19 protein-coding genes and 1 other RNA gene are annotated in these 23648 nt (G+C 74.7%); 7 read left to right on the top strand and 13 right to left on the bottom strand.

Translation table 11 applies throughout. From position 1 onward, the window contains the following. Window positions 1–29: 29 nt before the first annotated feature. Together ACH4FX_RS35340 and ACH4FX_RS35335 are read right to left on the bottom strand one after the other, a co-directional pair. Window positions 30–1301, bottom strand: a complete 1272-nt coding sequence (locus ACH4FX_RS35340; protein ID WP_398485550.1) for a uroporphyrinogen-III synthase — start codon at window positions 1299–1301, stop codon at window positions 30–32. A 140-nt stretch (window positions 1302–1441) separates the two neighbouring features. Then, window positions 1442–2842, bottom strand: coding sequence for a nitrate/nitrite transporter (locus ACH4FX_RS35335; RefSeq protein WP_398485549.1), 1401 nt, complete (start codon window positions 2840–2842; stop codon window positions 1442–1444). Window positions 2843–3155: 313 nt separating this feature from the next. Between ACH4FX_RS35335 and ACH4FX_RS35330 the strand changes: the two genes are divergently transcribed. The 4 genes from ACH4FX_RS35330 (at window position 3156) to ACH4FX_RS35315 (ending at window position 6137) form a co-directional block, all read left to right on the top strand. Further along, the gene (locus tag ACH4FX_RS35330) at window positions 3156–3299 is read left to right on the top strand and encodes a lasso RiPP family leader peptide-containing protein (protein WP_398485548.1); all 144 of its coding nucleotides are present in this window, start codon (window positions 3156–3158) and stop codon (window positions 3297–3299) included. A 290-nt stretch (window positions 3300–3589) separates the two neighbouring features. Beyond that, a complete protein-coding gene (locus tag ACH4FX_RS35325) occupies window positions 3590–5467 on the top strand; it encodes an asparagine synthase-related protein (protein ID WP_398485547.1) in 1878 nt (625 codons plus the stop codon). A 5-nt stretch (window positions 5468–5472) separates the two neighbouring features. Continuing rightward, entirely contained in the window at window positions 5473–5730 is a 258-nt protein-coding gene (locus ACH4FX_RS35320; RefSeq protein WP_398485546.1) for a lasso peptide biosynthesis PqqD family chaperone, read from the top strand. After that, the gene (locus ACH4FX_RS35315; protein WP_398485545.1) at window positions 5727–6137 is read left to right on the top strand and encodes a lasso peptide biosynthesis B2 protein; all 411 of its coding nucleotides are present in this window, start codon (window positions 5727–5729) and stop codon (window positions 6135–6137) included. The genes ACH4FX_RS35320 and ACH4FX_RS35315 overlap by 4 nt, the downstream gene beginning before the upstream one ends. 36 nt (window positions 6138–6173) lie before the next feature. Here the strand turns inward: ACH4FX_RS35315 and ACH4FX_RS35310 are convergent, their stop codons facing one another. Then, complete coding sequence (locus ACH4FX_RS35310; RefSeq protein ID WP_398485544.1) at window positions 6174–6701, bottom strand: DUF4232 domain-containing protein; 528 nt, start codon at window positions 6699–6701, stop codon at window positions 6174–6176. 93 nt (window positions 6702–6794) lie between these two features. Further along, a complete protein-coding gene (locus ACH4FX_RS35305) occupies window positions 6795–7766 on the bottom strand; it encodes a LysR family transcriptional regulator (RefSeq protein WP_398485543.1) in 972 nt (323 codons plus the stop codon). A gap of 124 nt (window positions 7767–7890) precedes the next feature. Here ACH4FX_RS35305 and ACH4FX_RS35300 point away from each other — a divergent pair, with 124 nt between their 5' ends. Continuing rightward, window positions 7891–9186: an MFS transporter gene (locus ACH4FX_RS35300; protein WP_398485542.1), complete on the top strand. Its 1296-nt coding sequence runs from the start codon at window positions 7891–7893 to the stop codon at window positions 9184–9186. A 94-nt stretch (window positions 9187–9280) separates the two neighbouring features. Here ACH4FX_RS35300 and ssrA read toward each other — a convergent pair. From ssrA to ftsE, 5 genes are all read right to left on the bottom strand, one after another. After that, window positions 9281–9650: a transfer-messenger RNA gene (gene ssrA / locus ACH4FX_RS35295) on the bottom strand. A gap of 108 nt (window positions 9651–9758) precedes the next feature. Continuing rightward, complete coding sequence (gene smpB, locus ACH4FX_RS35290) at window positions 9759–10268, bottom strand: SsrA-binding protein SmpB (protein ID WP_150238225.1); 510 nt, start codon at window positions 10266–10268, stop codon at window positions 9759–9761. Between the two features lie 18 nt (window positions 10269–10286). Continuing rightward, window positions 10287–11486: a S41 family peptidase gene (locus ACH4FX_RS35285; RefSeq protein WP_398485541.1), complete on the bottom strand. Its 1200-nt coding sequence runs from the start codon at window positions 11484–11486 to the stop codon at window positions 10287–10289. A 67-nt stretch (window positions 11487–11553) separates the two neighbouring features. Further along, window positions 11554–12465 (bottom strand): permease-like cell division protein FtsX, encoded by a 912-nt coding sequence (ftsX, locus tag ACH4FX_RS35280; protein WP_398485540.1) that lies wholly within the window; start codon window positions 12463–12465, stop codon window positions 11554–11556. Window positions 12466–12497: 32 nt separating this feature from the next. Further along, window positions 12498–13187 (bottom strand): cell division ATP-binding protein FtsE, encoded by a 690-nt coding sequence (gene ftsE, locus ACH4FX_RS35275; RefSeq protein WP_003986514.1) that lies wholly within the window; start codon window positions 13185–13187, stop codon window positions 12498–12500. A gap of 294 nt (window positions 13188–13481) precedes the next feature. Here ftsE and ACH4FX_RS35270 point away from each other — a divergent pair, with 294 nt between their 5' ends. Next, window positions 13482–13670, top strand: a complete 189-nt coding sequence (locus ACH4FX_RS35270) for a hypothetical protein (RefSeq protein ID WP_398485539.1) — start codon at window positions 13482–13484, stop codon at window positions 13668–13670. Window positions 13671–13831: 161 nt separating this feature from the next. Here ACH4FX_RS35270 and ACH4FX_RS35265 read toward each other — a convergent pair whose 3' ends face one another. The 4 genes from ACH4FX_RS35265 to ACH4FX_RS35250 all read right to left on the bottom strand — a co-directional run bounded on the left by ACH4FX_RS35265 (window position 13832) and on the right by ACH4FX_RS35250 (window position 19720). Beyond that, window positions 13832–14776, bottom strand: coding sequence for a hypothetical protein (locus ACH4FX_RS35265; protein ID WP_398485538.1), 945 nt, complete (start codon window positions 14774–14776; stop codon window positions 13832–13834). A 344-nt stretch (window positions 14777–15120) separates the two neighbouring features. Next, complete coding sequence (gene prfB, locus ACH4FX_RS35260) at window positions 15121–16233, bottom strand: peptide chain release factor 2 (RefSeq protein WP_398485537.1); 1113 nt, start codon at window positions 16231–16233, stop codon at window positions 15121–15123. Between the two features lie 136 nt (window positions 16234–16369). After that, the gene (locus ACH4FX_RS35255) at window positions 16370–17689 is read right to left on the bottom strand and encodes a serine/threonine-protein kinase (RefSeq protein ID WP_398485536.1); all 1320 of its coding nucleotides are present in this window, start codon (window positions 17687–17689) and stop codon (window positions 16370–16372) included. 225 nt (window positions 17690–17914) lie between these two features. Beyond that, window positions 17915–19720, bottom strand: coding sequence for a serine/threonine-protein kinase (locus tag ACH4FX_RS35250; RefSeq protein WP_398485535.1), 1806 nt, complete (start codon window positions 19718–19720; stop codon window positions 17915–17917). Between the two features lie 479 nt (window positions 19721–20199). Between ACH4FX_RS35250 and ACH4FX_RS35245 the strand changes: the two genes are divergently transcribed. Beyond that, window positions 20200–23520, top strand: a complete 3321-nt coding sequence (locus ACH4FX_RS35245) for an FtsK/SpoIIIE domain-containing protein (protein WP_398485534.1) — start codon at window positions 20200–20202, stop codon at window positions 23518–23520. Window positions 23521–23648: the final 128 nt, after the last annotated feature.

Raw genomic sequence — 23648 nt, 5'->3', positions numbered from 1 at the left:
GCGTACACCACGAGCCCGCCATGCGTACGTCACGCGTCGCCGTACTTGGCCCCCACCTGCGGGTCCAGCGCCAGCCGGTACCCCCGCTTGACCACCGTCTGGATGAGCTTCGGCGCTCCCAGCGCGCTGCGCAGCCGGGCCATCGCCGTCTCCACCGCATGCTCGTCGCGCCCGGCACCCGGCAGCGCGCGCAGCAGGTCGGCGCGGGAGACCACCCAGCCGGGCCGGCGGGCCAGGGCCCGCAGCAGCGCCATGCCCGCCGGGGGTACGGGCCGCAGGTCACCGTCCACCAGGACGGCCTGCCCGCGCAGCTCCACCCGCCGCCCGGCGATCGTCAAGGGCCGGGCGCGGTGCGGCAGTTCCTGGCACAGGAGCTGGACGAGCGGGCCGATCCGGAAGCGTTCGGGCTGGTACGTGGTCACCTCGTGGGCTTCGAGCGGCAGCGCGGTGACCGGTCCGACACAGGCCGGCAGCACGTCGTGCCGCAGCGCGTGCAGCAGCTCGTCCCGCATGCCGCGCTCCTCGGCCCGGCGCAGCAGCGAGGCGGCGGCCGGCGCGCTGGTGAACGTGATGGCGTCCACGCCGCGGCTGACCGCCGCGTCCAGCAGCCGGTCGACGGGGCCGAGGTCGGCGGGCGGCATCCACCGGTAGACCGGGACGCCGACCACCTCGGCGCCGCCCGCCCGCAGCGACTCGACGAAGCCGGGCAGCGGTTCGCCGTGCAGCTGGACGGCGATCCGCAGCCCGCGTACGCCGTCCTCCAGGAGCCGGTCCAGCACCTCCGCCAGCGACTCGGACGCCGGCGACCACGCCTCCGCCAGCCCGGCCGCCCGGATGGCGCCCTTGACCTTGGGGCCGCGGGCCAGCAGCCGCACCGTGCCGAGCCGGCCGAGCAGCGCCGCGCCGAGCCCCCAGCCCTCCGCGGCCTCGATCCAGCCGCGGAAGCCGATCGCGGTGGTCGCGATCACCACGTCGGGCGCCCGGTCGATCAGATCCTTGGTGACGGCGAGCAGTTCCGCGTCGTCCGGCAGCGGCACGATGCGCAGCGCGGGCGCGTGCACGACCTGGGCGCCGCGGCGTTCGAGCAGGGCGCCCAGCTCCTCGGCCCGGCGGGCGGCGGTCACCCCGACCGTGAACCCGTCCAGGGGCCGTACATCCGCTGGTCCGGCCGCCCCGGCGCGCGCCGGGCCGCCGTGCTGCCGCGCCTCGTCCCGGGCGCCACCGTCCCGCCCGCCGTCGCCCCGCGCACCGCCGTCCTGTACGGCGTCGTCCCGCCGCTCGTCGTGCTCGCCCTCGTGCATGGTCCGTCCCTGGCTTGTCCTGACTCCGGTGCCGCCGGGCACCGGTGGGGGTCCGAGCCTGCCAACCGCTGGTGACAGGCTCGCTCCCGCAGTATTTCCCAGCTGTTACGGACCGCCGTGCGCACCTGCCGCCCCACGCGTCACACTTCCGCGAGCGCGGGCGCGGACGCCTCAGGTGCCGGCACCGGCCCGGCGGGCGTCGTACGCCTCAGGTATACGGCCCAGGTCACCGCGGAGCACAGCGCGTAACAGCCGAGGAAGGCCACGAACGCCGGCGTGCCCGTCCCCGCCGTCTGGAACGCCTGGCGGAAGGCGAGGTTGATGCCCAGGCCGCCGAGCGCGCCGACCGCGCCGATCAGGCCCATCGCCGCACCGGACAGCCGCCGCCCGTGGGCCGCCGCCGCCTGCCCCGTCAGCCCCTTCGCCAGCGCCTTGGCGTGGAAGATGCCCGGGATCATCTTGTACGTGGACCCGTTGCCGAGGCCGGACAGCACGAACAGGGCGACGAAGCCGGCGAGGAAGACGGGCAGCGAGTGCCGCGCGGACGCCAGGATCACCACGCCGGTCGCCGCGGCCATCGCCACGAAGTTCACCAGGGTGATCCGGGCCCCGCCCCAACGGTCCGCCAGCCGGCCGCCCACCGGCCGCACCAGCGAGCCGAGCAGCGGCCCGATGAAGGTCAGCGAGGCCGCCTGGAGGGGCGTGCGGTCGAACTGGGTCTGGAGGACCAGGCCGAAGGCGAAGCCGTAGCCGATGAAGGACCCGAACGTGCCGAGGTAGAGCAGCGAGACGATCCAGGTGTGCGGGTCGCGGGCGGCGTCCCGGGCGGCGCCGGTGTCGTTGCGCACCGGCCGCAGGTTGTCCATGAAGAGCGCGGCGAGCACCGCGGCGGCCACGATCAGCGGCAGGTAGCCGGCGAGCAGCAGCCGCGGGTGCGCCGCGCCGGCCGTGGCGATGACGAGCAGGCCGAGCAGCTGGACGACGGGTACGCCGAGGTTGCCGCCGCCCGCGTTCAGACCGAGCGCCCAGCCCTTCTTCCGCAGCGGGTAGAAGGAGTTGATGTTCGTCATGGACGAGGCGAAGTTCCCGCCGCCGACCCCGGCCAGCGCCGCGACCAGCAGGAAGACGGGGTACGGGGTGCCGGGCCGCAGCGCGAACACCGCGGCGGCGGTGGGGACCAGCAGCAGCGCCACACTGATCACCGTCCAGTTCCGCCCGCCGAACCGCGCCACCGCGAAGGTGTACGGCACCCGCAGCACCGCTCCCACCAGCGTCGGCACCGCCACCAGGAAGAACTTCCCGGCCGCGTCGATCCCGTACTCCGGCCCGAGGAACAGCACCAGGACCGACCACAGGCTCCACACGGAGAACCCGATGTGCTCGCAGACGATGGAGAGCACGAGGTTGCGCCGGGCGATCCGCCGCCCGTGCGCCGCCCAGAAGGTCTCGTCCTCCGGGTCCCACCGTTCGATCCAGCGGCCCGCTCCCCGCGCGGGGGTACCGGGCGGGGGTCCGCCCGCGGCCGTTCCTGTGGCTGTCATCGCGCCTCCCAGCTCCCGGATGTCGCCGTACCGCGACGCTAGGGAGCGCGCGTTTCCCCTCTGTGGCGGTGCGTGACCGGCGCGAAACCTTGCTCTCACCGCGCCCGGGAGCGTGCGGTGAGCCAACCGCACGCCGGTGGCGCACAACCGCCGGAGGTTACGCCAATGCACCCCGTGCGCCCCCTACATCACTCGTTAGGGGCAATGGCAGCGGGCAGGGACGCTGGCAGCATCTTCCCCGAAAGCGCTGCGTAATCGCTTGAGCACGCTATGTGTTCACGCCTTGCGGCATCGCCACGAGAAGGGACGACCGATGCGGGAAGCACCGGAACCGAACGAGACGGTCGCGTACGAGCCACCGGAGCTGGCCGAGGCCGGTGACTTCGCCGAGCGCACGCTCGGCTTCACCGGAGAACTGGCCGACAGCTGGGGCGGTCTCCACAGCACCTTCTGGTGACACCTGCGGGGCCCGCCGACGCCTTCCGCCCGTCCCTCCCCGCACCTCCGGTCCGAGGGCGCCGCGTACCGGCCCCCAGTCCGGCGGTCCCTGCCCGGGCGCGCACCGTCCGTCCCGGCAGGGGCCGCCCCCACCGGTGTGACCGCGCGGCCACCCGGCGCCCCCGCGGGCCCAGCCGCCCCGCGGAGCACCGGTACGCCGCACCCGGTCCCGCCCGCCCGCTCCCCCGCCGGCCCCGGGCCGGCCGGCCGCCACACGCCCGCACCGCACGCCAGGGGTGGTAAGTCATCGTGGATTTCGTCGTCTTCCCCGACCATCCCGCGACCGATCCGCTGTGCCTGTGCCTGCGGCGCGACCCCACCGTGCGGACGGTGCGCCACCCCTCCGGGCGCCCCTGGATCATGGGGCACTGGGCCGATGACGAGGTGGTGGCCGCCGAGGCCGGGCCGGACCGGCTGCTGCTGTTCGGCACGACCTCGGCCGACGCCGGCACCCTGGACCGGCTGCTGCGCCGGCTGCGCTGCCTGGACGACCTGGACAGCCGGGTCCGCGAACTGCCCGGCAGCTTCTTCCTGCTGGCCGCCATGGGCCCCCGGCTCCGGTGCCAGGGCAGCCTCTCGACGATCCGGCAGGTCCACCACGCGGGCATCAACGGCGTCACGGTCGCGGGCAACCGCCCGCAGGACCTGGCCGCACTGGCCCGCGACGCGGCGGCCGTCGGCCTGCCCACCGGCGCGCCGGGCCTCGGCTCGGTCGACGCGGACACCCTGGCGCTGCGGCTGCTCACCCCGTTCCCGCCGTTCCCGCTCGCCCGCCGCCCGGCGTGGCGCGCGGTGCACGCCCTGCCGCCCGGCCACTGCCTGACGCTGGGCCCGGACGGCCGGCACGGCACCGCGCGCTGGTGGCACCCCCCGCGGCCCGACCTGTGGCTGGAGGACGCCGCCGAGGTGGTACGGGACGCGCTGACCGAGGCGGTGCGGGCCCGCACCCGTCACCCGACGCTCAGCGCCGACCTCTCCGGCGGCATGGACTCGACCAGCCTGTGCTTCCTCGCCGCCCGCGACGACACCCGGCTGATCACCACGGCCTGGGTCTGCCGCGACGAGTCCAACGACGACAACGTGTGGAGCGACCGCGGCGCGGCCCTGCTCCAGGGGGCCGAACACCTGGCGCTGCCCTACACCGACGCGCCCACCTGGTACACCCCGCCGCCCCCCGCGCACGCCGACCCGGCCGGCCCGCTCGCCGTGATCCGGGAGAGCGCCCGGCTCGCCCACCAGGCCCGGATCGTCGCCGCGCGCGGCTCCCGGATCCACCTGGTCGGCGTCGGCGGCGACGAGCTGTTCTCCCCCCGCCCGGTGGCGCTGAACTCCCTCGCCCGTACGGACTTCCGCTCCGCGGCCCGGCGCGCGTCCGCGGCCCGCCGCCTCGGCCGCTGGACGCTCGTCGACACGCTGCGCACGCTGTTCGGCGGCGCCCCGTACCCCCAGTGGCTGGAGTCCTGCGCCGACCGGATCGTGCCCGGCGTCCGGACCGGCGACAGCGGCGCCGACTGGGAAGTCGTGCCGAGCATGCCGGCGTGGGCGCATCCGGACGCGGTGGCCACGGTCCGCCGCCTGGTGCGCGAGGCCGCCGCCGGGCAGCCCGAGCCGTTCGCGCCGCTGCGCTCCCAGCACGAGACGCTGCGGGCCGCCGCCCGCGCCGGGGAGATCGTGCGCGGCGCGGACGCGCTGACCGCCCGGCACGGCGTCGCCTTCGAGGCCCCGTTCCTGGACGACAACGTCATCGAGGCGGCGCTGACCGTCCGCCTCGTGGACCAGGTCGCGGTCGGCTCGTACAAGCCCCTGCTCAGCGCGGCCGTGCGCGGAATCCTGCCGGATGCGGTCCGGGCCCGGGGCACCAAGGGCGAGCACAGCGCCGAGGTCTACGCGGGCCTGCGCCGGCACCGCCGGGCCCTGTCCGCGCTCTGCGACGACTCCCGGCTGGCCGGGCTGGGCCTGATCCGGCCCGAGGTGCTGCGCACGGCCCTCACCTCGCTCCAGCCGCACTCCCACTTCCTGCAGCCCCTCGACCCCACCCTGGCGGCCGAGTACTGGCTGCGCTCCCTCCAGGAGGCGCAGCCCCCCGTCCCGGTCCGCCCCACCGTTCCCGCCACGGAAGGAGCCTGAGCCCGATGGCGTTCGCCCTCGCCCCTCACGTCAGCAGTGTGCGCACCCCCGGAGGGATGGTGCTGCTCAACGCCCGTACGGGCCGCTACTGGCAGATGAACAACACCGGCGCGTTCGTCCTGGAACACCTCCTGGCGGGCGGCACCTGCGCGTCGGCCGCCGACGAGCTGCGCAGCCGCCATCCCTCGGCGGCCGACCGGGTGGCCGCGGACGCCGTCGCCCTGCTGGAGTCGCTCAAGTCGGCGAAGCTGGTGACCTCGTGAGCGTCCCGGTCGCCCTCGGCGACCGCGCGCGGCTGTCCTTCGCGGAGCGCTGTGCAGCCCTCGGCTGCGTGGCCGTGGCCCGCGTCCTGACGACCCGCTCCCCGCGCACGATCCGCCGTGTCCTGGAGCTCGTGCGGCGCGGCGCCCGCCCCGCCACCGAGCCGCAGGCCGCCCGCGCCCGGCACGCCGTCGTCACGGTCAGCGTGCGCTGCGCGGGCAACGGCTGCCTGCAACGCTCGGTGGCCACCGTCCTGTTGTGCCGGCTGCACGGCAGGTGGCCGCAGTGGTGCACCGGGGTGCGGACGGAGCCGTTCCGGGCCCATGCCTGGGTCGCGGTGGACGGCCGTCCCGTCGGCGAGCCGGACGACACCCGCTTCTTCCAGCCGCTGTTGTGCGTCCCGCGCTGAGCGCCGGTGTCCGGCCGGTACGGGTCCGCTGGCCGGTCAGCCGGCCGCCGCCCGCGGCGGAGCCATGCGGATGACGTCGTCGCACACGTCCATACGGGACTCCCGGCCCTTCTCGTCCCGGACCTGCACCTCGGTCCCGCGGTTGTCGCGGGGGGCCGCCACCACGGCGCGGCCGTTGCTGACCAGACAGTCGGCGGGATCGGGGTGTCCCGCCTCGGCGTCCCGGTAGCGCAGATCGACCACCAGGCCCTTCCCGCTGGGCAGGCTCACCGGGCGCGCCCGGCCCTGCCCCACGCCGTCCGCCTCGGGGCCCTTCCCGACGTGCACCACGAAGTCCGGATAGCCGCGGAAGACGCATTCGCGCGCGGCGGTGTTGACCGCCGAGAGCCGCCCTTCCCGGTGCATGCTGCGGGCCTTCTTCTTCAGCACCGTGACCTTCCACGTCAGGTCCTTGGTCGTGCAGCTCGCGTGCAGTGCGTCGACACGCGGTTCGTCGCAGGCGACCAGGCCGCCGCCCAGGACGAGCACGGCCAGGACCACCACGATCAGCGGGCGCTTTCGCACGGGACCCCCAAAAAAACTCCGGCTGTGTTTCCTGCCGTCGGTAGGGAGGGGTTCCCGCGCTTATAGGTTGCTTATACGGCAAAAATTCGGCCATCAACCGGGCTGTGCCATCACCGCGGCGTCCTCCTCGGGCAGCCACACCGGGCCGTCCGGCCACCGCAGCCAGCCGCGCCCGGCGGCCAGGTCCCGGCAGGCCGCGCGCAGCGCGTCCAGGGCCGGGTGGCGCAGGCCGCGCCGCCACACCAGGGATATCGGCGAGAGCGGCACCGGGTCGGTGACCGGCCGCAGCACCATCCCCGGCACCTCGATGAACTCCACGCCGGCCAGCACCGACCAGCCCTGTTTGCGGACCACCCGCAGGAACTCCGCCGCCCCGTCGATCTCCGGGAACGGCTCCGCCATCGCGATGCCCCGCCCGGCGAACAGACGGGCCGCGAGGTCGGTCCACTCGGCGGTGCGCGGGTTCCCGGCCCCGGCGTAGAGGGTCTCGCCCGCGAGCGCGGCCAGGGGGACTGCGGGGTAGGCGGCCAGGGAGTGCCCGGCGTCCAGCAGGACGGCCATCGGCTCGTACCGTACGGGCTGGTGGGCCAGCCGGGACCGGACGGCCGCGGGCAGCCCGGCGAAGCGCCCGAAGGAGACGTCCAGGCGCCCGGCGGCGAGTTCGGCCGCCGCGCCGGTCAGGCCGCTGTGGAAGCGTGCGACGAGTTCGCAGTCCGGGGCCCGGCGGCGGGCCTCCTCCAGGACGGTGTGCGCCGTGCCGATGGGGACGCCGACATCGACCAGCAGGGGGCGGTCCTCGGGCGCGTGGAAGGCGGCGGCCAGGTCGTCGTGGGCGGCCAGCACCCGGCGCGCGTACGGGAGCAGCCGGGCGCCGTCCTCGGTGAGGGCGACCCGGCGCGTCGTCCGGTCGAACAGGTCCGTGCCCAACTCCCGCTCCAGCCGCCTGATGTCGCGGCTCAGCGCCTGCTGGGCGACGTAGAGCCGGGCGGCGGCACGGGTGAAGTGCAGTTCGTCGGCGGCCGCGGTGAAGGCGCGGAGCAGGCGCGGGTCGAGGTCTCGGGGCACGGCCACATCGTGCCACCGGCATGTGCGGGGTCCGGCCCCCTCACCGCGATTGACAACGGAAGTGCGTGAATGCGCGCGGATCAGGTGTTGGACGGGCAACGGGCCGCGGGGCGACCGTGGTCGGGTGATCCTCTTCCTCGCCGCCCGGCCCGTGACCGCCCCGCCCGTCCGCCCCGCCCGCCGTCCGCGGCGCCGCTCCCCCGGTGTGCTCCGGCGCGTGGCCGGCCCGTACGGACGGATCTTCACCGTCCCCGGCGCCCGCGCCTTCACCGCCGCCAACCTGCTCGCCCGGCTGCCCATGGGCATGTTCAGCGTCAGCGCGATCCTGATGATCGCCGGGTCACGCGGCTCGTACGCGCTGGCCGGGGCGGTCACCGCGACCGGGCTGGCGGCGACGGCGGTGGCCGGGCCGTGGACGGCACGGCTGGTCGACCGGTACGGGCAGGCCAGGATCGCCGTACCCGCGACGGCACTGGCCGTCCTCGGCTCACTGGCCCTGGTCCTCTGCGTCCACCTGGGCGCGCCGTCCTGGACACTGTTCGCCGCGTACGCCTGTACCGCGACCACACCGAACACCGGCGGCATGGCCCGCGCGCGCTGGGCCCACCTCCTGCGGGAGGACCCGCGCGCGTTGCACACCGCCAACTCCTTCGAGCAGGCGGCCGACGAGGTGTGCTTCATGCTCGGGCCGGTGCTGGCGGCCTTCCTGTGCACCACGCTGTTCCCGGAGGCCGGCACGCTGACCGGCGCGGTCCTGCTGCTGACCGGGGTGCTGCTGTTCGCCGCCCAGCGCCGTACGGAACCACCGGTCGCCCCCGCGTCCGCCCGCCACGGCGCCGGGCAACTCGTCACCGCGCTGCTGCCCCTGCTGCTGACCTTCCTCGCCACCGGGGCGGTCTTCGGCTCGCTGGAGGTCGTCACGATCGGCTTCACGGACGCGCACGGCCAGCGGGCCGTGGCGGGCGCGCTGCTCGCCCTCCAGGCGGCGGGCTCCTGCGCGGCGGGCCTCTTGTACGGGGTGCTGCGCCCGGCCGGGCCGGCGGACCGCCGCTTCGTGCGGTGCGTCGCCGCGATGGCCGTGCTGATGTGGCTGCCCTTCTCGGCCGCGGGCGCGGGCGGCGGGCTCCTCCTGGGGGCGGCCCTGCTGCTCGCCGGGATGGCCACCGCGCCGACCATGGTCACCGGCATGGGGCTGATCCAGTCCCGGGTGCCGGCGGGCCGCCTGAACGAGGGCATGACGCTGGCCGTCACGGCGCTGCTGACCGGCATCGCGGCGGGCTCGGCGGCGGGCGGCTGGGCCGTCCAGCACCTGCCGGCGGGCACCGCGGCGGAGTACGGCGTGCCCGCCTGCGCCGCCGCCCTGGCGCTGGCGGCGGCCGGCACCGCGCACGCCGTACGGGCCGCCCGGCGTCCGGCATGAACGCGGAACGGCGAAGGCCCCGCTGCCGGGGCAGCGGGGCCTTCGCCTCACATGGGGTGACGGGTCCGGGGGCCGGGGCCTCCGGTTCTCCGTCGAGTGGAGATGGCGGGAATCGAACCCGCGTCCAACGGTGCGGAAACAGGGCTTCTCCGAGCGCAGTCCGCTGCGATTTTCTCGGCCCCGGAGATCTCGCGGACAAGTCTCCGACGGGCTCAGTCACTGTGTGATTTCCTCCCAGGACCCGTGACCGGTCCTAGAAGTTTAGTTCCCTAGCTGATGCCAGGATCCGGGTCGGGAACAGCCCCGGGCTGACACTTCGCAGGTCGCTACTTAGGCAGCGAGGGCGAAGGAATCGCGCTTGGTGTTGGCGATTATTTTTTGCGACATAGGGTTTACGAGATCATTGCCGCTTCCTCGGCTCGCTTCCCCTGCCTCGACATCCGCTGTCGAAACCGATCATCCCCATGTTGTTTTTTCAAGGTGGTGCCCGCACCGTCGTGCGGTGCGTTGCCCATCGTACGTGACCAACGTGCGACGATGCCAGCGTATTCCCGCGGCTCCGGGCAGCCGGGTCAGGCCCGCTCGCGCCGCTTGGCCGCCGAGATCGCCCGCTGCGCCTCGCGGCGGTCCTGCTGCTCACGCAGCGTCTGCCGCTTGTCGTACTCCTTCTTGCCCTTGGCGAGCGCGATCTCGACCTTCGCGCGGCCGTTCTTGAAGTACAGCGACAGCGGCACGATCGTGTGGCTGGTCTCCTGCGACTTCGACTCCAGCTTGTCGATCTCCAGGCGGTGCAGCAGCAGCTTGCGCTTGCGCCGCGCGCTGTGGTTGGTCCAGGTGCCCTGGGCGTACTCCGGGATGTGCACGTTGTGCAGCCACGCCTCACCGCGGTCGATCTGCACGAAGCCGTCCACCAGGGACGCCCGGCCCTGCCGCAGCGACTTGACCTCCGTGCCGGTCAGCACCAGCCCGCATTCGTACGTGTCCAGGATGAGGTAGTCGTGCCGCGCCTTCTTGTGCTGCGCGATGAGCTTGCGGCCCGTCCCGTCGTCCTTCTTGTCCTTCTTCTTGTTCGCCTTAGCCATAGTGGCGCCATTTTCGCACTAAGCACCGCCTCCGAGGCCACTCAATACCGTACGGGCCCGGGCCTGGGCGCCGTCCTCGGCGATCAGGTCGGGGGTGATGCCGCGGTCGTCCACCGTCCGGCCCGAAGGGGTGCGGTAATGGCCGACGGTCAGCTCGGCCACCGAGCCGTCCGGCAGTTCGCTGGGCAGCTGCACCGAGCCCTTGCCGAAGGTGGGGGTGCCGACCAGGACCGCACGGCCGCGGTCCTGGAGCGCCCCGGCGAGCAGCTCGCCGGCGCTCATCGTGCCGCCGTCCACCAGCACCACGAGGGGGACCCGGGTGTTGCCGCCGCCCCGCGCGTACAGGGCGCGCTGGCTGCCGTGGACGTCGTACGTGGCGACCAGGCCGCCGTCCAGGAAGGCGGAGGCGGCGGTGACCGCCTCGTGCACCAGGCCGCCGGTGTTGCCGCGCAGGTCCAGCAGCACGCCACCGCGCGGGGAGGCCGACCGCACCGCCCGGCGGATCTCCTCGCCGGTGCCGCTGGTGAAGGCGCCGACCTTGATGCGGGTGGGCCCGTCCGGGCCGTCGGGGCGGTCGGTGACCACGTTCTGGGCGCGCAGCCGGGCCCGGCGCAGGGTTTCGGTCCATTGCCGCGTACCGCGCCGCAGCTCCAGCGCGACGCCACTCCCGGCGCCCGGCCGGGGCCCGTCCGCGGCCGGCCCGGCGTCGCCGCGCAGCCGCGCCACGACCTCGGTGACCTGGCTGCCCCGCGAGGCCACGCCGTCCACCGCGCGCAGCTCGTCGCCGGCCCGGATGCCGGCCGCCGCGGCAGGTCCTCCGGGCCGTACCCGGGAGACCAGTACGCGGCCGTCCGCCGCCTGCCGCAGCCACAGGCCCACGCCGACGTACGCGCCGTCCAGCTCCTGCTGGAAGTCCTCGTACTCGCGGGCCGAGAACACCGTCGACCAGCGGTCACCGCTGCGGCCGACCGCCTCGCCCGCCGCGCCGGCACCGGCCGCGGGCGGCCCGGCGGCGTGCCGGTCCGCACGCTGCTGCCGGTGGACGCGCTCGGCCTCGGCGGCCACGCGTCCGGATATGCGCCGTTCGTCCGTCCGCTGTCCGCGCTCCTCCCAGGTGCCCGCCGCGGCACCGGTGGCCAGCACGCTCACGAAGACCAACGTCAGGGCCGCCCCGCGGCGGCCGCGGCGGGGCCGGACGAACAAACACGGGCCCGTCATGCCGGTGAGTGTAGGCCAGAAAGAAGCGCCGTACGGGGAGTTGACCGTACGGCGCCCTTGGCATACGTCACACCTTGAGGTACTTGCGGAGCGCGAAGAACGCGGCGAGCGCCGGCATCAACAAGCCGATCAGCAGCACCAGCGGCAGCACCGCCACGACCGAATCCCAGCCAATGAAGTTGATGACCTGGATGCGCGCGGCCAGCCAGTTGTTGATCAGCACCCACTTGCCGCCGACGATCAGCACGCAGGCGAACACCGCGCCCAGCAGGCCCGCGATGGCCGCCTCCAGGATGAACGGCATCTGGATGTAGAAGCTGGAGGCGCCTACCAGGCGCATGATCCCGGTTTCCCGCCGCCGGCTGAACGCGGACACCCGTACGGTGTTGACGATCAGCATCAGCGCCACCACCAGCATCAGCGCCATCACCACCAGCGCGGCGATGTTCATGCCGTTGAGCAGGTTGAACAGCGGCTCGACGGTGTCCCGCTGGTCCTGCACCTCCTGCACGCCCGGCCGCTCGGAGAACGCCGACTTGATCACTTCGTACTTCGTCGGGTCCTTCAGCTTGACCCGGAAGGACTCCTGGAACTGGTCCGGGGTGACCAGACCGGCGATGGGCGTGTCGCCGAACTGCTCCTTGTAGTGCTTGAACGCCTCGTCGCTGGACTCGTGCGTCACGCTCTGCACGATCGGCAGGCGGTCCAGCTCGGCCTTGATGTCGTTCTTCTGCTGCTGGGTGGCGGCACCCTTGGCGCAGTTGGCGCCGGTCTCGGTGTCGTTCTTGTTGCAGAAGAAGATGGAGACGTTGACCTTGTCGTACCAATAGCCCTTCATCGTGCTGACCTGGTCGCGCATCAGCAGCGAGGCGCCGAACAGGCCGAGCGAGAGGGCGACGGAGACGATGACCGCGAAGGTCATCGTGAGATTCCGGCGGAGACCGACGCCGATCTCCGACAGGACGAACTGGGCGCGCATGGCGTCCTTTCAGTGCTGGGGGCCGTACACGCTTAGTGCTGGTAGCCGTACACGCCGCGCGACTGGTCGCGCACGAGCCGGCCCTTTTCGAGTTCCATGACCCGCTTGCGCATCTGGTCGACGATCTGCTGGTCGTGGGTGGCCATGACCACCGTCGTACCGGTCCGGTTGATCCGGTCCAGCAGCTTCATGATGCCGACCGAGGTCTGCGGGTCGAGGTTGCCGGTGGGCTCGTCCGCGATGAGCAGCAGCGGACGGTTGACGAACGCCCGCGCGATGGCGACGCGCTGCTGCTCACCGCCGGACAGCTCGCCCGGCATCCGGTCCTCCTTGCCGCCGAGGCCGACGAGGTCGAGGACCTCGGGGACCGTCTTGCGGATCTGGCCGCGCGGCTTGCCGATGACTTCGAGGGCGAAGGCGACGTTCTGTCCCACCGTCTTGTTGGGGAGCAGCCGGAAGTCCTGGAAGACGGTGCCCACCTGGCGCCGCATCTGCGGCACCTTCCAGTTGGAGAGCTTCGCGAGGTCCTTGCCCAGTACGTGCACGGCGCCATGGCTGGCGCGCTCCTCGCGCAGGAGCAGGCGCAGGAAGGTGGACTTGCCGGAGCCCGAGGAGCCCACCAGGAAGACGAACTCGCCGCGCTCGATCTCCAGGGAGACATCCCTGAGGGCGGGGCGGTTCTGCTTCGGGTAGGTCTTGGAGACGTTGTCGAATCGGATCACTGATGCACCACGGTCGACCTGGGTAGCGGCACGGGATGCCCCTGTCGTGGCTCCCGTCGGTGAGCGTGACCATACGCGAGTCTCGCGCGAAGGCGCAGTCGCCGTTCGGGGTTGGTGCGTTTATTCACGGCATCTACGGGGACAAAACGAGCACATTTGGGCCTGCGGACCCGGCGGGTGTCGCCGAAAAGGCCGGAAGGCGACCGGGGCGCGCCGTTCCGCCGTCGAGCTGGCACAGTGGTAAGGGAACCATCGTGGTCGCCCGCGCGTTGCAGCGGTTGAGGAGGAGGTCGCATGACGTACGACCGGCTGGTGTGCGCCAACTGCGCGGCCCCTGTGAACGAGGGCCGCTGCCCCGTGTGCCGGGCCAGCAGGGAACGGCTGCCGGAGAACGGGCTGTTCGGCCAGGTGACGCCCGCGGCGCTGGTGGCGCTGCTGGTGGCGCTCATCGCCCTGACCCTGCTGGTGCACCAGGCCGCGTGAGGCAGGGCCGGTGACGCACCGCGTACGGAGCCTCGCTCCGGCTGGGACGGCGCGCGGGCACGGGGCGCATCGATGACGTGAGAACGCCGAAGGGGCCCGGAGCGCGGTATGCGCTCCGGGCCCTCTCATGCGCTGCCCCGGGTGCGGGGCGGGGCCTGGTGTCAGGCCGCGGCCGCGCCGCCGCCGTTCTTGTTGATCAGGCGCGGCATCAGGCGGAAGCCGATGCCACCGGCGATCATCGTCGCCGCGCCGACGAGCAGGAAGGTGGTGCCGGAGGCACCGGTCTCCGCCAGCTCGCCACCCTTGGCCTGCTGCTGCGGCTGGCCGGGCGTGTTGACGATCTGCTCGTTGCCCTCGCCCGGCTGGTCGATCGGCTTGCTGCCGGCGTTGTCCGTGCCGGTGCCGGTGCCGTCGTCGCTGCCGCCGGTGCTGCCGCTGGAGCCGCCGCCGGTGGTGTCGTCCGAACCGCCGGAGCCGCCGGTCTGGCCGCCGCTGTGGCCGCCCGACTGGCCGCCGGACTGGCTGCCGCCGGTCTGCGAACCGCCCGACTGCGAACCGCCGGTCTGCGAACCGGACTGGCCACCGGACTGGCCACCGGACTGCGAACCACCGGTCTGCGAACCGGACTGACCGCCGGACTGGCTGCCGCCGGACTGCGAACCACCGGTCTGCGAACCGGACTGGCCACCGGACTGGGTACCGCCCGACTGGGTGCCGCCGGTCTCCGTACCGCCCGACTGGGTACCACCGGACTGGGTGCCGCCCGACTGCGTACCACCGGACTGCGTACCGCCGGACTCCGTGCCGCCCGACTGCGTACCACCGGACTGCGTACCGCCGGACTGGGAGCCACCGGACTGCTCGCCGCCGATCAGGCCGCCGTTGGTGGTCTCGCCGCCGGTGCTGCCGCCGGACTCACCGCCGGACTCGCCACCACCGGTGAGGAGACCGTCGATGGCGCCGAACAGGCCGCCCGAGCCCTCGGAGCCCGCCGTCTGCCCGGTGCCGACCGCCGAGGCGGCGCCGGCCGCGGTGAGCGACGCACCGGCCGCGATCACCCCGGCGGCCGCAATGCGCGCAACGCGCAGCCGCGTCTTTTTCGTCATGTGCCTGCTACCCCCAGTAGCTGTACTCGTCGATGGAGCATCGCTGTGTGGGGCAGCGGCCGACCCGGGTACACGAGTCGCAGCACCGCCCGGCGGCCGTTGCACTCAGATCCCCGTTCACACGCACGCCCCAGACATACGCATGCCGCGTACCACCCTTCCCAGTTCTCACATCATCGTCAAGGTCAAATAAAGGTGCGATGACCGAATTGCGGGGAGTTGCGGGGTCCATGGACGTATGACTGTGACCAAACCGCCACACGGCCGCACGGGAACAAAAAACAACTGCCGCTCGAAAAGCGGCAGTTGTTTTCACCGAATGGGCACACGGCTTTCGCCGCGGTTTACTTCCCCTGCTCCTGCTGCTTGCGCCAGCGGATGCCCGCCTCCAGGAAGCCGTCGATGTCACCGTCGAGCACGGCCTGCGGATTGCCGACCTCGAACTCGGTACGCAGGTCCTTGACCATCTGGTACGGGTGCAGGACGTACGAACGCATCTGGTTGCCCCAGGAATTGCCGCCGTCGCCCTTGAGCGCGTCCATCTTGGCCTGCTCCTCCTGGCGGCGGCGTTCGAGCAGCTTCGCCTGGAGGACGTTCATCGCGGTCGCCTTGTTCTGAATCTGCGAACGCTCGTTCTGGCAGGAGACGACGATGCCGGTCGGAATGTGCGTCAGGCGCACCGCGGAGTCGGTCGTGTTGACGCCCTGGCCGCCGGGGCCGGAGGAGCGGTACACGTCCACCCGCAGGTCGGACTCGTCGATGTCGATGTGGTCGGTCTGCTCGACCACCGGCAGCACCTCGACGCCCGCGAAGGACGTCTGGCGGCGGCCCTGGTTGTCGAAGGGCGAGATGCGCACGAGGCGGTGGGTGCCCTGCTCGACGGAGAGGGTGCCGTAGGCGTACGGCACCTGGACGGCGAAGGTGGTCGACTTGATGCCAGCCTCTTCGGCGTACGAGGTCTCGTACAGCTCGGTCTTGTAGCCGTGCCGCTCGGCCCAGCGCAGGTACATGCGCTGGAGCTTCTCGGCGAAGTCGGCGGCGTCCACCCCGCCGGCCTCGGCGCGGATGTTGACGACGGCCTCGCGGGAGTCGTACTCGCCCGACAGGAGGGTACGGACCTCCAGCTCGTCGACCGCCTTGCGGACGTCGGTCAGCTCGCTCTCCGCCTCGGCGCGGGCCTCGTCGTCGCCCTCGGCCTCGGCGAGCTCGAAGAGCACCCCGAGATCGTCGACCCGGCCGCGCAGCTCCTCGGCCCGGCGCAGCTGGCCCTGGAGGTAGGACAGCCGGCTGGTGATCTTCTGCGCGCTCTCCGGGTCGTCCCACAGGGACGGCGCCGCGGCCTGCTCCTCAAGCGCAGCGATATCGGCCCTCATCTTGTCGAGGTCCAGGACGGCCTCGATCGACCCCATGGTCGAGGAGAGGGACTTCAGCTCTTCGGATACATCGACGACTGCCACGCACCCCAGCCTAACGGCTGCCGCCGCATCCATGTCCCGACCCTGGCGCCGCTTCCGGTACGCGGGCGCGTGATCGCAGGCGGGACGGGGTGCGGCGGCAGGCGTACGGGCCGGGGCCGGGCGGCGGGGGCCCGGCCTACCGCGCGGGCCGCGGGGTCGCCGTGCCGGAGTGCTGGACGCCGGGCCGGGCGTCGCCGGAGTCGCCGTGCTGGGAGGCGAACCAGCCGCCGAGCCCGGCCGCGGCCACCACCGCGGCGGCGGCCAGGCCCAGCTTGACCCGGCGGCGGCGCACCGCCTCGCGGTGCCGGGCCGACCCGGGCCTGGCCTCACCCGCGGCGCGCGGGGCGCGGGCCGTGCCGTGGGCGCCGCCGGCCAGCTCGTCCGGGCCGGGGACGCGCATGCTCGTGTGCGTCTCGCGGTTCGAGTCGGGGGCGGCGGAGCCGTGCACGAGCGGTACGGCGCCGCGCGGCCGGGAGCCGCCCGGGGCGGCCGGCGGGTAGAGGGCCTCCTCGTGCGGGCCGGCGCCGGTCCCGGCGGCGCCGGACGCGTACGGGCCGGTGGCCTCCTCGGACTCCGGTCCGGGCGGCGGGGACGTTTCGTCGTCCGGCTCGTCGATGTCCAGCGGCGGGTGGCCCGCCAGGCCCGGCAGGATCTCGCGCAGCCGGGCGGCCAGCTCGGGGGCGCGCAGCCGGGAGGCGGGCGCCTTGGCCAGGCACTGGAGGAGCAGCTGCCACAGTTCGTCCGGGATGCCGGGCAGCGGCGCCACGGCCTCGGTGACGTGGCGGCGCAGCACCGCGCCGGGGTGGCCGCCGCCGAACGGCGTGAAGCCGGCCAGCAGCTCGTACAGGACCGTGGCGAGCGCGTACACGTCGACGGACGCGCGCGGCGGCAGGCCCTCGATGATCTCGGGGGCGAGGTAGTCGGGGGTGCCGATCACCTTGGTGGCGCGGGTGTGCAGCGGCGCGTCGACCAGGCGGGCGATGCCGAAGTCGGTGAGCAGCGCGGGGTGGGCGCCGCCGGGGCCGAGCGGGCCCTGCATGTCCAGCAGGACGTTCTCCGGCTTGACGTCGCGGTGCACGATGCCCGCCTTGTGGGCGGCGGCGAGGCCGTCGGCCACGTCGGCGACGATGGCGACGGCGGCCTCCGGGGCGAGCCGGCGCTCGCGCTCCAGGCGCGTGCGCAGGTCCGTGCCCCGGACGAGGTCCATGACCAGGGCGAGGTCGTTGCCGTCGACCACCAGGTCGCGCACGCCGACGACGTGCGGGTGCTCCAGACCGAGCAGCGCCGCGCGCTCCTGCACGAAGCGGCCGACCAGCTCCTGGTCGGCGGCGAGGTCCTCGCGCAGCAGCTTGATGGCGACGGCCCCCTCGGGTCCGTCACCGAGCCATACCGTGCCGGCGCTGCCGCGACCAAGGATCTGGTGGGCGGTGTACCGGCTGCCGATCTTCCGTGCCAAGACTGCTCCGACGTGTCGGGCCCGCTGAGCGTCCTCAGGGGGCTGAAGGTGGCGTCAAAGCTACGCGGGTACCAGGGGGTTTCGTGCCCAGGATCGCCCGGGGCACCCCTTCTGTGGGGGAAATCGCCCGTTGGAAGTCGACAAATCTCCTCGGTCGCGTGCCGCAGAGGGGCACAGTGCCGCCCGGAGCGCGCCGGAGCCGTCATCCGGCCCGGCGCCCCGCCGTCACTTGACCCAGTTGCCGATGCCCTGGACGAAGTCCCGGATGCTGCCGATGACGTCGCCGATCTGCTCGAAGTAGCCCTTGGTCGTGCCGATCCACTCCTGGAGCGGGGAGAACTCCCAGACCGCCCAGCCGCCGACGAACAGGATCAGCAGCACGAACAGGCAGCCCTTCAGGCAGCCCAGCCCCGGGATGCGCATCGGGTTGGCGCTGCGCTGCCTGGGTTCGCGGCGCGGCCGGGGCTCCCGCTCCCGGGGCGGCTCCGGCTCGTAGCGCCGGGGCGGCTCCGGCTCGTAGCGCCGGGGCGGCTCCGGCTCGTAGCGCCGGGGCGGCTCCGGCTCGTAGCTCCGGGGCGGCTCCGGCTCGTAGCTCCGGGGCGGCGGCTGCCGGCGGCGCTGCGCCTGCTGCGGCTGGTGCTGCGGCGCCTGGTACGGGGCGGGCGCCTGCTGCTGGTACGGCTCCTGGTACCGCGGCTGCTGGGGGCGCTGCGGCGGCTGCGCGGGCTGCCGCTGCGGACGTCGGCGCAGCGGGTCCTCGCCCGGGTCCAGGTACTGGGTCTGCTCGTTGCGGTCCCGGGCGGCCCGCATCTGGGACTCCCACGGGTGCGGCCCCTCGGGCTGCTGACCGCCGGGCGGGCCGGGCGGCACGGGAGGCATCGCGCGGGTCGGGTCGGCGCCGCCCTGGCCGTTGCCGTGGTCCGGGCCCTGGCCGCCGGGGCCGGAGGCGAGCACCTGCGTCGGGTCGGCGTCCGGGCCGCTCCGGCCGCCGGTGGACGGCAGCACGCTGGTCGCCGCGGCGGGGTCGTAGCCGCCGGTGGACGGCAGCACCTGGGTCGGGTCGGCGTCGCCGGAGCCGTCCGCTCCGGTGCCGGGCACCGCGGCGGGCGACGGGTCCGGCGCGAGCAGCGCGGCGACGCCGAGCGCGGCCTCGGCCTGCGCGGGGGTGGCGTGCACGCCGACGCCCGCGGCGACGGTGCGCAGCGCGCGGGCCAGGTTCTCGGCGCTCGGCCGCTCGCCCGGCTCCTTGCGCAGGCAGCGCTCGATGACCGTCCACAGCGGCTCGGGGACGGTGCTGGGGCGGCGCGGCTCCTCGCTGAGGTGGCGGTGCAGGACTTCGAGCGCGCTGGCGCCGCCGAACGGCGGGCGGCCGGTGACCAGCTCGTACAGCAGGATGCCGGCGCCGTAGACGTCCACGGCGGAGGTCTGCGGGCGGCCCTCGGCGGATTCGGGCGCCACGTAGGCGGGGGTGCCGACGAACTCGTGGGTGCGGGTCAGGCCGGGCGAGTCCGCGAGGCGGGCGATGCCGAAGTCGGTGAGCATCGGGTGCAGCTCGGCGGTGTCGCCCTCGCCGGTCCCCTTGAGCAGGACGTTGGCGGGCTTCAGGTCGCGGTGCACCACGCCGTCGGCGTGGCTGGCGGCCAGCGCGTCGGCGATCTGGGCGGTGAGCAGGGCCGCCGCGACGGGGCTGAAGGGGCCGTTGTCGCGCAGGTGGCGGTGCAGGTCCGGGCCGTCGACGAGGTCCATGACCAGGGCGAGCAGATCGCCCTCGACGACCAGGTCCCGGGTGCGGACGATGTTCGGGTGGGTCAGCCGCAGCAGGACCGAGCGCTCCCGCAGGAAGCGCATCACCACGTCCGCGTCGTGGGCCAGCTCCTCCTTGAGCACCTTGATCGCGACCGTCTCGCCCGGCTCGCCGGCCACCGAGGCCTCGGCGCCCGCCGTCTCCCTCTGGCGCGCACGCCAGACGGTGCCCGTGGCGCCGCGTCCCAGCGGCTCCTCAAGCAGGTACTTGCTGCCTACCGGCCGCACGCGCGCTCCCTGGTCGTGATCGATCCTTGCCGGGCCGGTGGGTCGCAGCGGCCCGTCGCCCCACTGTAGTGCCGCCGTACCGGCCGGACGCCGGGACGATCGGGCGGGGCTTGGGGGGAAGACGCGCATTCAGGACAGATGGTTGCCGGTGAGCGCGGATCGGTGTCCACGTCAGGCCGAACAGTGAGCGTCGATGATCGAAAATTGGACGTTCACCGGACGCGATCAGGCGGTTTTCCGTCCGGGACCGACCAATCAAGATCACTGATGGCTGGTCGGCGGGCGTGTTGTCAGCGGCAGGTGCGAGGATGCATCCAGCACGGAAGCGGTGGGGGTGCGGGGTCTCCGTCGCGCGCGTGCGGCGCGGGAGCGCCTGAGCCCCGCGCGCTGGGACTTGTACGTGCCGAAGTGCCCGGGTGCGGTGGGGGAGGACACGGGCCCCCGCCGAACGGTCCGGGCGGAAGGGACCGTTGACGGCGATGCAGATCCGGCTGACCGTCCTCGGGCCGCGCAGCGGCCACCCCACGCGGGCCTGCGACGTCCTCGTCACGGCCCCCGCCGGGACGGCGCTCGCCGCGGTCGCGAGCGGCCTCGCGACGGCCGTGGCCGGGTCCGGAGCGGACATCGGCGGTACCGGCAGCGGCAGCAGCGGCAAGGGCGGCGGTGCCCCCGGCGGCGCGGGCGGCCCCGTCGTGCTGTACGCGGGCACCGAGCGCCTGGACCCGCAGCGCGCGGCGATCGGCGAGCCCCCGCTGATCGACGGCGCGGTGCTCTCGCTGGGCGCCCCCGGCCCCGCCCCCGCGCACGGCCTGCCGCACGGCGCGCCCCGGCTGCGGGTCGTCTCCGGGCCCGACGCCGGCGGGGTCCACCTCCTGCACGGCCAGGGCGGCGCCATCCGCGTCGGCCGCTCGGCCCAGGCCGACGTGCCCCTCGACGACCCGGACGTCTCCCGGCTGCACTGCGCGGTGACGGTCGAGCCGGACGGCTCGGTGCTGGTCGCCGACCTCCACTCGACCAACGGCACGGCCGTCGGGGACACCGAGGTCGGCGAGCGCCCGGTGCCGCTGCCGCCCGGCGCGCTGCTGCGCATCGGCGAGTCCGCGCTGCGCCTGCAGGCCGCGCCCGCCCAGCCCGATCCGGCCCTGGCGTGCGCTCCCGACGGCGAGGGCCAGTTGCGCGTCTCCCAGCAGGACGCGGGCGCCCCGGAGGCCGGTGGCGGACCGCGCCCCGCCGTCCCGGGCGCCAGGTCCGCCGCCCCCGACCAGGACGCGCCGCGCGTCCCGGCACCCGGCCGCGGCACCGCGGCACCGCCCGCCACGGACCCGTATGCCGCCGCGTACGGCGCCCCACGGCCCGAGGAGGAGCTGCCCGCCGCGTACGACAGCCCGGCGCGCCGGGGCACCCCCCTGCGCGGCACCCCGTATCCCGGCAGTCCCCAGGAGCAGTACGAGCCGGGTGCCGAGCGGACCCACGGCGGGCAGCAGTTCGCCCCCGCCGGCCGCCCCGGCGAACCGGACCAGGACGGCTCCGGCGCCGCGCCCAAGGCCGCGCGCCGGGGCGGCCTCGGCGCCTGGGCCCGGCGGCTGACCGGCGCCCGGCCCGCCGCCGAACGCGCGGGATCGGCGCCCGCCCCCGCGCCGACCGTCTGGCAGGAGCAGCAGCGGCAGTCCCGGGAAGCCGCCGGAGCGGCGACGGACGAGGCGTACACGCCGACGGGTGAGCGGCTGAGCCCGGAGGCGGCCGAAGAGCGCTGGCCCGACCCGGCGACGGTGCTGCTGACCGCGCTCGGCCCCGGCCCCCGGCTCTGGGAGCGCGGCCCGGACCACCCGGACGCGCTCACCGTCCGGCTCGGCACGGCACCCCAGGACGGCGGCCGGTCCGCCGCGCCGGTGACGGTGCAGCTGCGCAGGGCGGGCGCCCTGGGGCTGGCCGGGCCGCGCGCCCGGCTCGGCGGCCTGGCCCGGGCCGCCGTGGCCCAGCTCGCCGCGCTGCACTCCCCCGCCACCCTGGAAATCGTGCTGCTGAGCACGGACCGCGCCCGCTCCCTCGAAGACCGGCTGGCCGACTGGTCCTGGCTCGGCTGGCTCCCCCAGGTCCGCCCGGCCCACGCCCAGGACTGCCGTCTGCTGCTCGCGTACGACAAGGAGCAGGCGACGGCCCGTACGGCCGAGCTGGCGCGCCGCCTCGACGACGGCCCGCTGGGCCCGAACTGGGCCGCCGCCGACCGGTCCGCCGTCGCCTCCGCCGCCGCGCGCTACAACGGCCCGTACACCCTCCTGATCGTGGACGGCGACCCCGGCTCCACGGCGCTGCGCGAGACGACCGCCCGGCTCGCGGCGAGCGGCCCGGCGGCCGGCGTCCACGTGCTGTGCCTGGCCGAGACGCCCGCCGCCACCCCCGCCTTCCCGCTCGCCGCGACGTACGAGGCGGCCCGGGCGGCCTCGCCCGCGTTCGGCGAGTGCGGCGCGGTCGCCGTGCTGAGCGGCGACGTCGCCACCGCGCTGCGCGTCGTCCAGCCCGGCACGGGCCCGAACGGCACGGTCGCCGCGGTCGACGCGGTCTCCGCCGCCTGGGCCGAGCGGTTCGCGCGCGCCCTGGCGCCGCTGCGGGAGGCCGACACGGGCGGCGGCCTCGGCGGGCGCCCGGCGCGCAGTGCGGCCGTACCGCTGCCGGACACCTCCCGGCTGCTGGACGAGCTGGGCCTGGCGCGGGCCACCCCGGCCTCCCTGATGGCCCGCTGGGCCGCCGCCTCGGACACCGGCCGGCCGGAGGCCGCCGCCGTACTGGGCGCGGGCCCGCACGGCCCGGTCTGCGCCGACCTCGCCGCCGACGCCTGCCACCTGCTGGTGACGGGCGGCCCGGGCAGCGGCAAGACGGAGCTGCTGCGCTCGCTGGCCGCCTCGCTCGCCGCCGCCGACCGCCCGGACCTGCTCTCCCTGGTCCTGGTGGACGGCGCGGGCCCGGAGCGCGGCGAGGGCCTGCGGCTGTGCACGGACCTGCCGCACGTGACCACCCATCTGACGGCGTCCGACCCGGTGCGCATGCGGCAGTTCGCGCAGGCGCTCAGCTCCGAGCTCAAGCGCCGCGCCGAGACCCTGGCCGGTACGGGCTTCGCCGAGTGGCGGGCCGGGCACCTGCCGGCGCCGCGCACCCCGGCCCCCCGGCGCTCGCCCGAGACCGCCTCCGGCGCCCCCCTGGCCGAGCTCGACAGCACGTCCACGGGCACCTTGCGGCTGAGGGCCCGCGGCGCTTCCGGGCCCGCTCCGGAGGCTCCGAAGACCGCGCCGATGCCCCGGCTGTTCGTGCTGGTGGACGACTTCGACGCGCTGGTCGCCCCGGCCCTCGGCAGTACGGGCCGCCCCGCGGCCGGTTCGGTGGTGCGGGCGCTGGAGGCGGTGGCACGGGACGGCGCGGCGCTCGGCGTGCACCTGATAGCGGCCACCGGCCACCCGGACCGTACGAAGGACACGGCCACGGACCGGGCGGCCGGACTGCGCGTGGAGCTGGGCCCGGCGGCGGACGCGGCCGAGCCGGTGCCGCCGGGGCGCGGGCGCCTGCACCGCGCGGCGGACTCCTCCGTCACCCCGTTCCAGGCCGGCCGGGTGACCGGGCGGATACCCCGGACGGCCACCCTCCGCCCGACGGTCGTGCCGCTGGAGTGGGCGCGGATGGGCGACCCGCCGGCCCGCCGCCCGCTGCGCGAGCTGGGCAACGGGCCGACCGACCTGGCCCTGCTGGCCAGCGCCTTGCAGCGGGCCGCCCAGTCCTCCGGCGCGCCCGCCGCCCCGCCCCTGCTCTGACCGGCCCGCCGCCCGGCCGCCGGACGCGCCGGTCCGGGCCGCCCGCGGGGCACGGCCGCGAGGGGTACGCGAGGGGTAACGGGCCGGTCACAAAAGCCCAGTTGGGGCGGGAGGCGGTATTGCGGGGC

The organism is Streptomyces sp. NPDC018019, from assembly GCF_044327805.1.
Lineage (GTDB): Bacteria > Actinomycetota > Actinomycetes > Streptomycetales > Streptomycetaceae > Streptomyces.
The sequence above is the reverse complement of the archived record's forward strand: the minus strand, read 5'-3'. Positions and strand labels throughout refer to the sequence as shown.